This window comes from Streptomyces sp. NPDC034037, from assembly GCF_055575715.1.
On sequence record NZ_JBVISC010000004.1, the window covers coordinates 194,678 to 208,879 of the forward strand.

At 74.9% G+C, this 14,202-nt stretch carries 12 protein-coding genes; 4 read left to right on the top strand and 8 right to left on the bottom strand.

Translation table 11 applies throughout. The annotated features are described in order from the left end of the window. Positions 1–15: 15 nt before the first annotated feature. Genes ACZ516_RS16140 through ACZ516_RS16150 form a run of 3 tightly spaced genes read right to left on the bottom strand, consistent with a single transcriptional unit; the run spans position 16 to position 2,911 of the window. Positions 16–852 carry an ABC transporter ATP-binding protein gene (locus tag ACZ516_RS16140; RefSeq protein WP_361078333.1) on the bottom strand — a complete coding sequence of 279 codons (837 nt, stop codon included), beginning with the start codon at positions 850–852 and terminating at the stop codon, positions 16–18. Beyond that, positions 849–1,916, bottom strand: a complete 1,068-nt coding sequence (locus ACZ516_RS16145; RefSeq protein WP_469010672.1) for a FecCD family ABC transporter permease — start codon at positions 1,914–1,916, stop codon at positions 849–851. The genes ACZ516_RS16140 and ACZ516_RS16145 overlap by 4 nt, the downstream gene beginning before the upstream one ends. Then, positions 1,913–2,911, bottom strand: coding sequence for a FecCD family ABC transporter permease (locus ACZ516_RS16150; RefSeq protein ID WP_361078330.1), 999 nt, complete (start codon positions 2,909–2,911; stop codon positions 1,913–1,915). The genes ACZ516_RS16145 and ACZ516_RS16150 overlap by 4 nt, the downstream gene beginning before the upstream one ends. Positions 2,912–3,082: 171 nt before the next feature. On the opposite strand from ACZ516_RS16150, the gene ACZ516_RS16155 reads away from it, so the two are divergent. Further along, complete coding sequence (locus ACZ516_RS16155) at positions 3,083–3,709, top strand: HAD family hydrolase (RefSeq protein WP_361078327.1); 627 nt, start codon at positions 3,083–3,085, stop codon at positions 3,707–3,709. Positions 3,710–3,726: 17 nt separating this feature from the next. On the opposite strand, the gene ACZ516_RS16160 is transcribed toward ACZ516_RS16155, so the two are convergent. Next, entirely contained in the window at positions 3,727–3,978 is a 252-nt protein-coding gene (locus tag ACZ516_RS16160; protein ID WP_358588939.1) for a hypothetical protein, read from the bottom strand. A gap of 206 nt (positions 3,979–4,184) precedes the next feature. On the opposite strand from ACZ516_RS16160, the gene ACZ516_RS16165 reads away from it, so the two are divergent. Further along, positions 4,185–4,568, top strand: coding sequence for a cold-shock protein (locus tag ACZ516_RS16165; RefSeq protein WP_055701393.1), 384 nt, complete (start codon positions 4,185–4,187; stop codon positions 4,566–4,568). Positions 4,569–4,699: 131 nt separating this feature from the next. On the opposite strand, the gene ACZ516_RS16170 is transcribed toward ACZ516_RS16165, so the two are convergent. From ACZ516_RS16170 to ACZ516_RS16185, 4 genes are all read right to left on the bottom strand, one after another. Then, positions 4,700–5,608: a 1,4-dihydroxy-6-naphthoate synthase gene (locus ACZ516_RS16170; protein WP_358913082.1), complete on the bottom strand. Its 909-nt coding sequence runs from the start codon at positions 5,606–5,608 to the stop codon at positions 4,700–4,702. Next, positions 5,601–6,311: a futalosine hydrolase gene (locus ACZ516_RS16175; protein ID WP_361078322.1), complete on the bottom strand. Its 711-nt coding sequence runs from the start codon at positions 6,309–6,311 to the stop codon at positions 5,601–5,603. The genes ACZ516_RS16170 and ACZ516_RS16175 overlap by 8 nt, the downstream gene beginning before the upstream one ends. After that, positions 6,281–6,790 (bottom strand): DUF2771 domain-containing protein, encoded by a 510-nt coding sequence (locus ACZ516_RS16180; protein ID WP_358588946.1) that lies wholly within the window; start codon positions 6,788–6,790, stop codon positions 6,281–6,283. Before ACZ516_RS16180 ends, ACZ516_RS16175 begins: the two co-directional genes overlap by 31 nt. 121 nt (positions 6,791–6,911) lie before the next feature. Next, complete coding sequence (locus tag ACZ516_RS16185) at positions 6,912–8,321, bottom strand: MFS transporter (RefSeq protein WP_469010675.1); 1,410 nt, start codon at positions 8,319–8,321, stop codon at positions 6,912–6,914. A 907-nt stretch (positions 8,322–9,228) separates the two neighbouring features. Between ACZ516_RS16185 and ACZ516_RS16190 the strand changes: the two genes are divergently transcribed. After that, positions 9,229–10,179: a DUF3027 domain-containing protein gene (locus ACZ516_RS16190; RefSeq protein WP_361078316.1), complete on the top strand. Its 951-nt coding sequence runs from the start codon at positions 9,229–9,231 to the stop codon at positions 10,177–10,179. Between the two features lie 885 nt (positions 10,180–11,064). Then, complete coding sequence (locus ACZ516_RS16195; RefSeq protein WP_469010677.1) at positions 11,065–14,193, top strand: sacsin N-terminal ATP-binding-like domain-containing protein; 3,129 nt, start codon at positions 11,065–11,067, stop codon at positions 14,191–14,193. Positions 14,194–14,202 lie beyond the last annotated feature (9 nt).

Sequence of the window (14,202 nt, forward strand, 5' to 3'; positions counted from 1 at the left end):
GCCTTTCGGGCTGCGTTACACGGGGGCGGGGGCGGGCGCCGACCACGGCGCGCCGGGGACGACCAGGGGGGAGCCGGTCACGGGGTCCGGCACCACCACGCACTCCAGGCCGAAGACCTCGCGCACGAGTTCCTCGGTGACGACCTGCGACGGGGGCCCCTCGGCGACGACCTCGCCGTCCTTCATGGCGACCAGGTGATCGGCGTAGCGCGCGGCCTGGTTGAGGTCGTGCAGGACGACGACGACCGTGCGGCCCCGGTCGTGGTTGAGCCGGCGCACCAGGTCGAGGACCTCCACCTGGTGGGAGATGTCCAGGTACGTCGTCGGCTCGTCCAGGAGCAGCAGGCCGGTGTCCTGGGCGAGGGCCATCGCGATCCACACGCGCTGGCGCTGGCCGCCGGAGAGTTCGTCGACGGGGCGCTCGGCGAGCGCGGTCACGTCGGTGCGCTCCATCGCCTCCGTCACCGCCTTCTCGTCCTCATCGGACCACTGCCGCCACCAGTGCTGGTGCGGCTGGCGGCCGCGGGCGACGAGGTCGGCGACGGTGATCGCCTCGGGCGCCACGGGGGTCTGCGGGAGCAGCCCTATCTGCTGGGCGATCTTCTTCGTCGGCAGCTTGCCGAGGGCCTCGCCGTCCAGGAGGACCGCGCCGCTCTTCGGCTTCAGGAGCCGGCCGAGGGCCCGCAGGGTCGTGGACTTGCCGCACGCGTTGGGGCCGACGATGACGGTGACCCTGCCGTCGGGGACGGCGAGGTCGAGACGGTCGACGACCGTGCGGTCCTCGTATGCGAGGGTCAGCCGGTGGGCCGCGAGACGGGCCGGGCGGGGGCCGGGCGGCGGGTGGGCGGTCACGACGTGCCTCCCTTGCGGACGGAGCGGCCGCGGACGATGAGCCAGATCAGGTACGGGGCGCCGACGGCCGCCGTCAGCACGCCGACCGGCAGCTCCGTCGGCGCGAACATCCGGCGGGCGAGCAGATCGGCGAGGACGACGACCAGCGCTCCCACCAGCGCCGAGCACAGCAGGGGGAGCTGCGCGGTGCGGGTCAGCCTGCGGGCGATCTGCGGGGCGGCGAGCGCCACGAAGTCGATGGGCCCGGCGGCGCTGGTCGCCACGGAGGCGAGGACGACACCGAGCAGGACCAGGCCGAGGCGTACGTGTCCCAGGCGCACCCCGAGAGCCGTCGCCGTGTCGTCGTCCAGGGTGACCGAGCGCTGCGCGTGGGCCGCCCAGCACAGGCCGGGCAGCAGCACGAGCAGGGTCAGGGCGAGCGGGTCCGCCTCCGTCCAGCCGCGGCCGTTGAGGGAGCCCGTCATCCAGATCTGCGCCTGCTGGGCGACGAGGTAGTCGCCCTTGGTCATGAAGAGCGTCGTCACCGAGCGCAGGGCGACGGCGAAGCCGATGCCGATGAGCACGAACCGGGTGGCGTGCAGGCCGCCGCGCCACGCGAAGACGTACACGAGGGCGGCCGCGGCCATGCCGCCGAGCACCGACAGGTAGGGCAGCACGGCGTACGAGGTGACCCCGAAGGTCAGCGCGCCGACGGTCAGCGCGCTCGCGCCCTGGCTGATGCCGATGACGTCCGGCCCGGCCAGCGGATTGCGGGCCACGGTCTGGATCAGCGCACCGGCCACGCCGAACGCGGCGCCGACGAGGAGCCCCACCACCATGCGGGGTGCGCGCAGCGTGCCCACGACCAGCGCGTCGGGGGAGGGCTGTCCGAGGACGACCTTCACCGCCTCGACGGGCGGGACGTACGACGCGCCGGCACAGAGGTACGCCAGACAGCTCGCGGCCAGCAGAGCGCCGAGGCCGAGGGCGACGAGGGCGGCACGGCGGTGCAGCAGGAAGGCGGCACGGCGCAGCCGGACCACGGTGTAGCCGGCGGGCCGCAGCCGCGGGGAGGCGAGGCTCACGCGGCCACCGCCTTGCGGCGTACGAGAGTGACGAGGAACGGCACCCCGATGAGCGCGGTCATCACCCCGGCGGGCACCTCGCTCGGCGGGAACACGATCCGCCCCACCACGTCGGAGACGAGCAGCATCACGGGCCCGAGGACGGCCGCCATGGGCAGCGTCCAGCGGTGGTCGCCGCCCACCACCGCGCGGGCGATGTGCGGCACGGCGAGGCCGATGAAGGCGAGGGGCCCGGCGGCCGCGACCCCCGCCCCGGTCAGGACTGTCGCCCCGAGCCCGCCGACCACCCGCACCGCCGCCACGTTCTGCCCGAGGCCCTTGGCGACGTCCTCGCCGAGCGCCAGCGCGTCGAGGCCGCGCGCGACCGAGAGGACGAGCACCAGGCCCACGAGCAGGAACGGCCAGATCCGGCCGGCGATGTCGGCGTCCCGCCCGGAGAGCGAGCCGACCTGCCAGAACCGGAACTCGTCCAGCGCAAAGGCCCTGGTGGTGAGGATCGCCGTGGTCACCGAGACCAGCAGGGCGTTGACGGCGGCGCCGCCCAGCGCGAGCTTCACCGGCGTCGCCCCGCCCCGCCCGCCGGCGGCGATGGCGTGGACGGCCAGCGCCGCGACACCGGCGCCGGCGAACGCGTACCAGACGTAGCCGGTCAGCGTGTGGACGCCGGCGAAGGCGATGGCGAGGACCACGCCCACCGAGGCGCCCTGGCTGATGCCGAGGACGCCGGGGTCCGCGATGGGGTTGCGGGTGAGGCCCTGGAGCACCGTGCCGGCCAGCGCGAGTGCCGCGCCGACCATCAGGCCGACGGCGGTGCGCGGCACCCGCATCTCGCGGACCACCTCGGCGGAGTCGCCGTGCCCGCCGTGCAGCAGCGCGTCCAGGACGGCGGAGGGCGCGATGGCGCGGGCGCCGACGGCGAGGCTGAGCGAGGCCGCGAGCAGCAGGGCCACGACGGCCGCCGCCATCAGGGCGGCGCGTCGGACGGGCACACGCATCGGCTGGCTCGTTTCGGGAGGGGGGAGTCGGGGCGGCACGTGCGGAAGTCGGGTCTCGGAGTGGGGGAGTCGGGGCGGCGCGTCGGGAAGTCGGGGGGCCGCGGGCGGCAGTTGGTAAGGCTTGGCTAAGTCTAAGCCGGGGGTGGGGGGCCGCCTCGGCACAATGGGCGCATGACCTCACGCGCGCTGACCGTCGGCTTCGACCTCGACATGACCCTGATCGACTCCCGGCCGGGCATCAAGGCCACCTACCAGGCGCTCTCCGCGGAGACGGGCACCTACATAGACGCGGAGCTGGCCGTCACGCGCCTCGGGCCGCCGCTGGAGCAGGAGCTGCGGAACTGGTTCCCGGAGGAGGAGATCCAGGAGATGGGTGACCGCTACCGTGAGATCTATCCCACATACGCCATCGCGCCGACGCTCGCGCTGCCCGGCGCCCGCGAGGCGGTGGCCGCGGTCCGCGCGCGCGGCGGCCGCGCGATCGTGGTGACCGCCAAGCACGAGCCCAACGCGAAGCTGCACCTGTCGCACCTCGGCATCGAGGCCGACGCGGTCATCGGCTGGCTGTGGGCCGAGGCGAAGGCGGTGGCGCTGCGCGAGCACGAGGCGGCCGTGTACGTCGGCGACCACACCGGGGACGTGCGCGGCGCGCGTACGGCGGGCGCGCTGTCCGTGGCGGTGGCGACCGGCCCGTGCGACGCGGCGGAACTGCGCGCGGCGGGCGCGGACGTGGTCCTGGCCGAGCTGACGCAGTTCCCCGCGTGGCTCGACGCGTACGCCGCCGGACAGGGCCGCTGACGCGCGCGAGGCAGGTGTCAGCCGGCCGCGGACCTCGCCCGGCGCCGCTGGACGGCGATGCCGCGCAGCACCCCGGCGGCGGCGACGACGAACCCGACGCCCATCAGCATGCACACGGCATACGCGACGGGCGGGAAGGGCTCGGTGCCGAGAAAGAGGGGTGCCACGGTGACCAATGTGGCCACCGCGCCGATGAAGAAGACGATTGCTCCGATCCGGACCATCCCGTCGCCGGGCCCGGCCGAATTCGCTTGGGTTTTGTCACGCACCCCACCAGGGTAGTTCCCTGCGCGAAGGAGGAACCCGGAGGAAGAGATTCGGGGACGTCTTGTCACCGGGCGCCGGACCAATAGGCTTGGTTCCGGCGGGTCGGGCGACCCGCTGTAGTGCTATCCAGAGCCGTTTTCGCCCCGTCATTTCCGGTGGGGCGGACCGGCACAGACGAGTACGACGAGTACGAGGACGAGGACTTCACGTGCCTACCGGCAAGGTCAAGTGGTTCAACAGCGAGAAGGGCTTCGGCTTTCTCTCCCGCGACGACGGCGGCGACGTCTTCGTGCACTCCTCCGTACTGCCCGCCGGCGTCGACACACTCAAGCCCGGCCAGCGCGTGGAATTCGGTGTGGTCGCGGGGCAGCGCGGCGATCAGGCCCTTTCCGTCACCATTCTCGACCCGACCCCTTCGGTGGCGGCCGCGCAGCGCCGCAAGCCGGACGAACTCGCGTCGATCGTCCAGGATTTGACGACCCTCCTGGAGAACATCACGCCGATGCTGGAGAAGGGCCGCTACCCCGACAAGGCGTCGGGCGCGAAGATCGCGGGACTGCTGAGGGCGGTCGCGGACCAACTGGACGTGTGACGGCATGACCCCGCGCACTGGACGTATGACGGCATGACCCCGCGCCGGACGGGCTCTTCGGCCCGTCCGGCGGCGAGGGGCGGGCCCCTCAGGCGGCAGGACGGACGGTCAGGCGACGGTCATTCGACGGGTCAGGGGAAGGCCAGGGCCCCCGGCGGCAGGGCGGGCACGAGTCCCTCCGCCGCCGCCCGCGTCAGCAGCCCCCGCACGGCCGCGTAACCGTCCTCGCCGAGGTCGGCGGTGAACTCGTTCACGTACAGGCCGATGTGCTGGTCGGCGACCGACGGGTCCATCTCCTGCGCGTGGGCCAGGACGTAGGGCCGGGACGCCTCGGGGTCGTCCCAGGCCATGCGGACCGAGGCGCGGGCCGCCCGGGCGAGCTGTTCGAGCGCCGCGGGGCCGAGGCTCCGCTTCGCGATGATCGCGCCCAGCGGGATCGGCAGACCCGTCGTGGCCTCCCAGTGCTCACCCATGTCGGCGAGGCGGTGCAGGCCGTAGTTCCGGTAGGTGAAGCGGGCCTCGTGGATGACCAGGCCCGCGTCGACCTTGCCGTCGCGCACCGCGGGCATGATCTGGTCGAAGGGCAGGACGACGATCTCACCGACGCCCTCGCCGCCGAGCGTGTCCGCCGCCCACAGCCGGAACAGCAGATACGCCGTGGACTTCTCGCTCGGCACCGCGACCGTCCTGCCCCGGAGGTCCGCGTCGGGCTCGCGGGTCAGGACGAGGGGCCCGCAGCCCCGGCCGAGCGCGCCGCCGCAGGGCAGCAGCGCGTAGGTGTCGAGGACGTAGGGCAGGACGGCGTACGAGACCTTCAGCACGTCGAGATCGGGGTCCGCGGCCGTCGCCGCCGAGGTCGCGGCGCGCTCGGCGATGCCGTTGGTGACGTCGATGTCCGCGAACGTCACGTCGAGGGCGGGGGCGCCCGGCACCCGGCCGTGCGCCCACGCGTCGAAGACGAACGTGTCGTTGGGGCAGGGCGAGTACGCGATGCGCAGCGTGCCGTCGGCGGGCGCCGCGGGGGCCTGGTGTTCAGTCATGCGTGTTCCAACTCTCCAATACCGGCGCGAACTTCCCGAACGCGTCGCTCAGCGCGGTCAGCGCCTCACCGATCCGCCAGGCGGCGCGGTCGCGCGGGCCGACGGGATTGGAGACCGCGCGGACCTCCAGGACGGGCAGCCCGTGCAGGGCGGCCGCCTCGGCCACACCGAAACCCTCCATCGCCTCGGCCAGGGCCCGGGGATGGCGCCGGCGCAGCTCGGCGGCGCGGGCGGCGCTGCCGGTGACGGTGGAGACCGTCAGGACGGTGCCCCGCGCGGCGCCACAGGCGGCGGCGACCCCTCGTACGAGGGAACGCGGCGGGACATGGGTGACGGCGCCGAAGCCCAGTTCGGTGACGGGCGCGAAGCCCTCGGGGGTCTCGGCGCCCAGATCGGCGACGGTGATCTCGTCGGCGACGACGAGGGAGCCCACCGGGGCGGCGGGCGGGAAGCCGCCGCCGATGCCCGCCGAGACGACCAGGCCGTAGGGCCGGCCGTCGGCGGCGGCGCGGGCGAGCGCGGTGGCCGTGCCCGCTGCTGCGGCGGCGGGGCCCACGCCGACGGCCAGCGCGTCGATGCCCGGGGTCGGGGGCAGCGCGCGGGCCACCGCGTCCCGTTCGGCGGGGACGGCGGTGGCCACCAGGACGCGCGGGTGGGGCACGGGAGCGGAGGTCAGGCGTCCTTCTTGAACTTGAACGACCACAGGCCGGTGGCCTTCTGCGTGCCGCCCTTGCCGCCTTCGAGGAGGCTGACGGTCGACTTGTCGCCGCCACCGCCGTACTGCTGGTTGAAGAAGACGCTGCCGGGGATGACGACGTACGTCTTCTTGCTGGCCTCGGTCAGCGGCTGACCGTTCATCAGCAGCGTCCAGCCCTTGTCGGCGACCTCGGGGTCGACGCCGAACCGGACCTTCTCATCGGGGTCGATCTTGACGGTCTTCACGTCCTTGTCCTGGAGGCAGGACTTGAGCTGCGACTTCTTCAGCTCCTTGCCGTCGTTGTAGCAGGAGGCCTCGGTGTGCACCGAGTCGCCGCCGACCGTCACGGTGGCCAGCGGCGTCGGCTTGTCACAGGCCGAGAGGACGAGGAGTCCGGCGGAGACGGCGCCAAGGGCGGCCACGGTGCGGCGGCGGCGCGCCGCGCTGTTCACATTCGCGGCTCCGCCGCGGAGCAGGGAGGTCATGGGCGAAGGCTATCGGGCGGGCCTCGGGGTGCTGTTACGCGGGGGTCGCGGGCGCGTTGCCCCGCTGGGTCGCGGGGGCCGTTCGGGCGGGGCCCCGGGCGCCACGGGCGGGGGCCGGGGGTCACTCCACGCGGGGGCGCGGGCCGCTGTGGCGGGCGGCGGCGAGAAGGCCCCGGGCGGTCGAGAGCCAGCCGAGGGCGAGGATCCCGGCGGCCACCGACAGGCCGAGCGAGCCGTTCAGCGGCAGGGCGATGCCGATGCCGCCGCCGATCACCCAGGCGACCTGGAGCAGCGTCTCGGAGCGGGCGAAGGCGGAGGTGCGGACCTGCTCCGGGACGTCCCGCTGGATCAGCGCGTCCAGGGACAGCTTGGAGAGGGCCTGCGCGAAGCCCGCGCAGGCGCCGAGGCAGGCGACGCCCACGGCGCCGAAGAACACCGCGGAGGTGATCGCCACGCCCAGGACCACGGCGACGACGGTCACGATGATCATTTCGGGGGCGCGGGACTTCAGCCAGGCGCCCACGGCCGTGCCGAGCGCGTTGCCGGTGCCCGCCGCGACGCCCACTATCCCGAGCGAGACCGCCGCGCTCTGCCCGCCCAGCGGATGCTCGCGCAGCAGGAACGCCAGGAAGAAGATGAGGAACCCGGAGAGCATGCGCAGCGCGGCGTTGGCGGCCAGGGCGTGCGTGACGGCCGGGCCGACGGTCCGCAGCCCGAGCAGGCCCTTGCGGGTGGTGTCGTGGGCGGCCTCGGCGCGGGCGTGCAGACGCAGGTGCTCCTCGTCGGCGGCGAGCAGCGCCTTGCTCTCCCCCTTCGCCGAGTCGACCTTGCGGGGCAGCGAGAACGACAGGAACATCCCCGACACGAAGATGACGAAGGCGCCGTACAGGGGCCAGCGCGGGCCGAGCGCCTGGAGGCCCGCGCCCGCGGGCGCGGCCACCGCGGTCGCGAGGAGACCGCCGAGGGTGACCCGGGAATTGGCCTTGACCAGGGAGAACCCGGGTGGCAGCAGGCGTGGCACGACGGCGCTTCGCACCACTCCGTACGCCTTGGACGCCACCAGGACGCCGAGCGCGGCGGGATACAGCTCGACGCTGCCGGTGGCGACGGCGCCGGAGAGCACCAGCGCGAGAAGGGCGCGGGCCAGCATCGAGCCGGCCATCGCGGCGCGGCGGCCGTGCGGGAGGCGGTCGAGGAGGGGGCCGATGACGGGGGCGAGGAGGGTGAAGGGGGCCATCGTGATGGCGAGATAGAGCGCGACGCGGCCGCGGGCCTCGTCCGTCGGCACGGAGAAGAACACGGTGGAGGCCAGGGCGACAGTGATCATCACGTCGCCCGCGCCGTTCACCGCGTGCAGCTCGATCAGCTTGCCGAGACCCGACTCGCCCGCTCCGTGGGCGTGGGTGGCCTTGCGGATGCCGCGGGCGGTACCGGTGAAGGGGAAGTGCAGGGCGCGGCCCAGCGCGCGAACGGTCCGCCGCGCGGGGCCCGGCGCGGCGGTTCCTACGGACGTCGACCTGGTGGGGGCCATTTGGTCATAGTGCCCTGTTGAGGGGGTTACTAGCGGGAAACTGGCTGTGAGCCTTGGGGGCGCTCTCGCAGCGGGGCGGGTCGGTCTCGTGCCGTCGGTCCCGGGCCCCGTCTTTCGCCGCTTCGCGGCGGTTGTCCCACCCGCCCACCCGATTGCCCCGCACCGGGCTGCGCTGTTTGGGGTCGGTCTTGCAGGGGGGGGCGGTCGGTTTCGTGCTCCCGGTTCTCGGTGCCGTCTTTCGCCGCTGCGCGGCGGGGTTTCCCACCCACCCGCCCGATTGCCCCGCGTTGGGCCGCGCCGTTTGGGGTCGGTCTCGTGCCGAGAAAGGGCGGGTGGGTGGGGAGAACGCCGCGAAGCGGCGACGCGGTCACGGATCGAGCCGGGGTCATCAGGGGCCGGGCCCCCGCCCCCACACCCCGACGGTCACGGGTCTAGCCGGGGTGATCAGGGGCCGGGCTCCCGTCCCTGCACCCCGAGGGCAAGAAGAGGCGGCGGGGTCTTCGCCCGTGCGGCCCAGGGGAAGTGTGGCTTCCGGGCATGTGGCGTGGGGGTGGGATTTCGTCGGGTGGGCGAGGCACGCGGGGCGCCGCCTCGGCGCGTCGGGGCGCAGGTTTCGGCCAACCGTCCAGGGGCCGCAGACCAGTGCGGAACGGGGGCGCCGACGAGGGCGAGGGACGCTCGTGCGTACGTCGGTGTAGGCCCAGGGGCCAGGAGAAGGTAGCGTGCGTAGCGCGCCTGCGGCGGTTGTTCTTGGCCGCGCGCCTCTCGGTCATCCCGCAGAATGGGTGACGTAGGTGCGCCCGAGAACGTCGGGCGCGGACGTTGACGCGGCCCCCTGGTCCGCTCCGTCCGCCCCCCGCGTAAAGGTGGCGCACTCGTGAGACGGCGTAGGAGAGAAGCGATACCTGTGAGCGCAGCGACAACGCGAAGCCGTACCCCGCGCACCCCGCGTACCCCCGACCGCCTGTGCGCCGAGGCGGTCGGCTTGGCGCGCGCCGCGGCAGAGGAGGCCGCCGCGCCCGGGGTGGTCGGTGAGCATGTCGAGGTCGTCGTCGAGGGCGACCGCGTCGTCACGCACCTCTTCGAGTGCAAGGACTTCGGCTACCGCGGCTGGCGTTGGGCGGTGACGGTCGCCCGGGCCTCGCGGGCGAAGATCGTCACGCTCGACGAGACGGTCCTGCTGCCGGGTCCGGACGCGCTGCTGGCCCCCGAGTGGGTGCCGTGGAGCGAGCGGCTGCGCCCGGGTGACATGGGCCCCGGTGATCTGCTGCCGACCGACGCCGAGGATCTCCGCCTGGAGCCGGGATTCACCGGTGAGGAGGAGCCGCCGCCGAACTCGATCGTGTCGCAGGAGATGGCGGCGCTCGTCGAGGCCGAGGACGCCGAGGTCACGGTGGGCTCGCCCGCCGAGTTGCCGGTGGCGCCCGCCCGGGGCTCGATCGCGTCCATCGCCGACGAGCTGGGCATGCGCAGGGCGCGGGTCCTGTCCCGGTACGGGCTGCATGTCGCCGCGGACCGCTGGGAGGAGACGCACGGAGCGAAGACCGCGATGGCGCAGGCGGCGCCGGCGGCGTGTGTCAGCTGCGGGTTCCTGGTGGCGATCGGTGGCTCGCTCGGGCAGGCGTTCGGTGTGTGCGCCAATGAGTTCGGGCCCGCGGACGGGCATGTCGTCTCCCTCTCCTACGGCTGCGGGGGCCACTCCGAGGCCGCCGTCATGCCGAAGCCGCCGCGGCCGGCGCCGCCGGTTCTGGACGAGACGCGGGTGGATGTGCTGCCGCTTCGGCCTTCGGCGGATTCGGGGTCGGTATCGGTCGAGGGGCCTGGGGCGGGGCCGGACGAGGACCTGGGTCACAGCTAGTTCCGGGGGCGGCGGTCGGCGTACGGACCTGCCGCCCGGGCCTCCGCCCGCTCCACCCTCTTCCCGCGCCCCTGGCCCTTGGGGCCGCGCAGACGAAAGCCCCCTGAGCCACGCTCCCCGGCTCCCCGGGTCGCACGGACGCAGACCCCGCCGCCTCTTCTTGCCCTCGGGGTATGGGGGCGGGAGCCCGGCCCCTGATCACCCCGGCTCGACCCGTGCCCGCGTCGCCGCTTCGCGGCGTTCTCCCCACCCACCCGCCCTTTCTTGCCGCCTGACGGGCTGGGTAGAACGGTCGCCCCCTGGAGGTAATTACCAGCGGGACCGGAAGGCCCGCCGCGCAGCGGCGAAACACTGACTCGCACGGGCGGCCCAGCCCCGGCCGGTCCCGCCGCAGAGCGGTGACCGGGAGGGAGTGCGCGGGTCCGACCCGTCCCCGTTGCAAGAGCGGCCCCGAACGGTGCGGCTCGGTGCGGGGTAATCGGGTGGGTGGGTGGGAGATCCCGCCGCGAAGCGGCGGAACGGGGTGGCCGTTGTGGAGAGCGGGAGCCTGCCCTGCCGCGCAGCGGCGAAGGACGGTGCCGGGCGCGGGGCCGATCGATCCCCCCGCTGTAGGAGCGGGTCCGAACGGTGCGGCTCGGTGCGGGGCAATCGGGTGGGTGGGTGGGAGAACCCGCCGCGCAGCGGCGAAGCACTGGCCCCCGCACCGAGGGCCGCCCGCCAACAGCCCCCCACCAAGCACCCCCCACCACCCCCCACCAGGACGCGATACCGTTCGCCCCCGAGCCGAACCCACCCGACAGTGGTGGAGAGGCGAACCCCCAGCCGAGCCCAGCCCAGCAAACCCCGCCAAGCCCAGCGCAGCGCCCCGCAGAGGAGAAAGCCCCCGTGAGCAAGCCCGTGCGGCCGGCGGCCGAAGGTACGGATCCCTTCGGTACCGCCCGCCTCCGCCGCGGAGTCCTCGACGCCTGGGCGGCAGCCCCCGCCCGCTTCCGCGAGGACGCCAACGCCGAGGAAGACCTCGCCCTCGGCGGCTACCGCGACCGCCTGGTCGTCGAGCTGGCCCAGAACGCCTCCGACGCCGCCGCCCGCGCCGGCGTCCCCGGGCGCCTCGCCCTGACGCTGCGCGACGGCGTCCTCGCCGCCGCCAACCGCGGCGCGCCCCTCGACGCCGCCGGCGTGGAGTCCCTGGCCACCCTCCGCGCCTCCGCCAAGCGCGAGGACGGCCCGGCCCAGCAGGGCCACAGCGTCGGCCGGTTCGGCGTCGGCTTCGCCGCCGTGCTCGCCGTCAGCGACGAGCCAGCCGTCGTCGGTCGCACCGGCGGCGTCCGCTGGTCGCTCTCCGAGGCCCGCGAGCTCGCCGCGGAGACCGCCCGGTTCAGCCCGGGCCTCGGGGACGAGATCCGGCGCCGCGACGGCCACGTACCGCTCCTGCGGCTCCCCCTCGCCGCCGAGGGCACCGCCCCCGAGGGATACGACACGGTCGTCATCCTGCCCCTGCGCGACGCCGCCGCCGAGGATCTCGTCGCCCGGCTCCTCGACGGCATCGACGACGCCCTGCTCCTCGCCCTGCCGGGGCTCGCGGAGGTCACCGTCCAGACCCCGGACGGCGCCACCCGCACCCTGCGCCGCCGCGCCGAGACCCCGTACACCGTCGTGGAGGACAGCCGCGACGGCACGACCCGCTGGCGCATCGCCGACCGGCAGGGCCCCCTCGACCCCGCCCTCCTGAAGGACCGGCCCGTCGAGGAGCGGCTGCGCCCTCACTGGTCGGTCACCTGGGCCGTCCCCGCGGACCACGCCGGCGCCCCGGCGCGGCCCCGCACCACCCCCGTCCTGCACGCCCCCACCCCCAGCGACGAACCGCTCGGCCTGCCCGCGCTGCTCATCGCCTCGTTCCCGCTGGACACCGCCCGGCGGCACGCCGCCCCGGGGCCGCTGACCGACTTCCTCGTGCAGCGCGCCGCGGACGCGTACGTCGAACTCCTCACCGCCTGGCGCCCGGTGGCCGAGGAGATCATCGGCCTGGTCCCCGGCCCGCTCGGGCAGAGCGAGCTGGACGGCGCCCTGCGCCAGGCCGTCCTGGAGCGGCTGCCGCGCGCCGCGTTCCTGCCGCCCGCCCTGCCCCGGCGCGGCGAGGACGAGGACGAGCTGCCCGAGGCCCTGCGGCCCCGCGACGCGGAGGTCGTGGAGGGCGCCGGCGCGGACACCGTGCGCGTCCTCGCCGAGGTGCTGCCCAGCCTGCTGCCCGCGGGCCTGGAGCGCCGCGCGGAGCTGCGCACCCTCGGCGTGGCCCGCGTCCCGCTGACCGAGGCGGTCGACCGTCTCGCCGGTCTGGAGAAGGAACCCGGCTGGTGGCGGCGGCTGTACGACGCCCTCGCCGGGGTCGACCCCGACCGGCTCTCGGGGCTCCCGGTGCCGCTGGCCGACGGGCGTACGACGATCGGACCCCGCCAGGTGCTGCTGCCCGCCCCCGGCGACGAACGCGACCCCGCCTCCCTGGCCCGGCTCGGCCTGAAGGTCGCCCACCCGGACGCCGTGCATCCGCTGCTCGAAAAGCTCGGCGCGCTGCCCGCGACGCCCCGCGCGGTCCTGACCACGCCCCAGGTGCGCGCCGCGGTCGCCGCCTCCCTGGACGACGACACGTGGGACGAGGACGCGTTGGACGCCGAGGAGTTGGCGGACATCGTCCTCACACTGGTGCGGGACGCCGATCTCGCGCCGGGCGACGAGCCGTGGCTCGGCGCGCTCGCCCTGCCCGACGAGGACGGCGAGCCGGCGCCCGCCGGTGAGCTGGTCCTGCCCGGCAGCGCCTTCGCCGAGGTCATGCGGGACGACGAACTGGCGCTGGTGGACCAGGAGCTGGCCGACCGCTGGGGCGAGCAGCCGCTGGCCGCCTGCGGGGTGCTGGCCACCTTCGCGCTCGTACGCGCCACCGATGTCGTGCTCGACCCCGACGAACTGGAGCCGCGTGACGGTGACTTCGCCGAGCCCGACGACGCCGGTCTGCTGGACGCCGTGGACGTGTGGTGCGAGGACTTCCTCGACGGGCTGCCGGACACCCCGGTGCCACCGGTCGCCACGGAGATCGTCGCCGTACGGGACCTGGACCTGGTCGACGACGAGCACTGGCCGCAGGCGCTGGCGATGCTCTCGCGCCCCCCGCTGCGGGACGCGCTGACGCAGCCGCTGCGGGTGCTGCTGCCGGACGGCACGACGCGGACCGTCCGCTCGTACACCGCCTGGTGGCTGCGCGGGCACCCCGTCCTCGACGGCCGCCGGCCGGCCGGGCTGCGCGCGGCGGGCGGCGATCCGCTCCTGGTGGGTCTGTACGACGCGGCGGACGCCTCCGGGTTCGGCGACGAGGAGGTGCTGCGGGCCCTCGGCGTACGGACGTCGGTGGCCGCGCTGCTCGCGGAGCCGGGCGGCGCGGCCGAGCTGCTGGACCGGCTCGCGGACCCGGAGCGGCCCGTGTCCGCCGCCCAGCTGCACGCCCTGTACGGCGCGCTGGCCGATCTCGACCCGGAGCGGGTGACGCTCCCCGACGAGCTGCGCGCGGTGGTGGACGGCGAGGTGGTGGTGGTCGACGCGGCGGACGCGGTGATCGCCGACGCCCCCGATCTGCTGCCGCTGGCCGGCGGTGTGGCGCTGCTGCCCGTGGAGCCGCGCCGGGCCGCCGACCTGGCGGAGCTGTTCCAGGTGCGCAGGCTGAGTGAGACGGCGGCGGTGGAGCCCGCGGGGCAGGGCGTCGAGCGCGCGGTGCCGGAGCCGGTGCGGACCCTGCTGGGGGCGGCGACCCCGCGTACGTACGTGGAGCACGACGAGCTGGTGGCGGGCGGTGTGGAGCTGGACTGGCGGCGCACCCCGGACGGCACGGTGCACGCGGCGACCTTGGAGGGTGTCGCGGCCGCTCTGGCCTGGGCGGCGGGGCAGTGGCCGCGCCGCTTCGAGGTGGCGGCGCTCCTCGAGGACCCCTCCCGGACGGCCGAGCTGGCCCGCGACCGCTGGTTCGACTGACCTCCGGGG

What these genes read in the sequence shown, in the direction of transcription:
- ACZ516_RS16155 (WP_361078327.1), top strand. Translation starts at nt 3,083, where the DNA reads ATGACCTCACGCGCGCTGACCGTCGGCTTCGACCTCGACATGACCCTG.
- ACZ516_RS16180 (WP_358588946.1), bottom strand. Translation starts at nt 6,790, where the DNA reads ATGACCTCCCTGCTCCGCGGCGGAGCCGCGAATGTGAACAGCGCGGCG.
- ACZ516_RS16170 (WP_358913082.1), bottom strand. Translation starts at nt 5,608, where the DNA reads ATGACTGAACACCAGGCCCCCGCGGCGCCCGCCGACGGCACGCTGCGC.
- ACZ516_RS16150 (WP_361078330.1), bottom strand. Translation starts at nt 2,911, where the DNA reads ATGCGTGTGCCCGTCCGACGCGCCGCCCTGATGGCGGCGGCCGTCGTG.
- ACZ516_RS16185 (WP_469010675.1), bottom strand. Translation starts at nt 8,321, where the DNA reads ATGGCCCCCACCAGGTCGACGTCCGTAGGAACCGCCGCGCCGGGCCCC.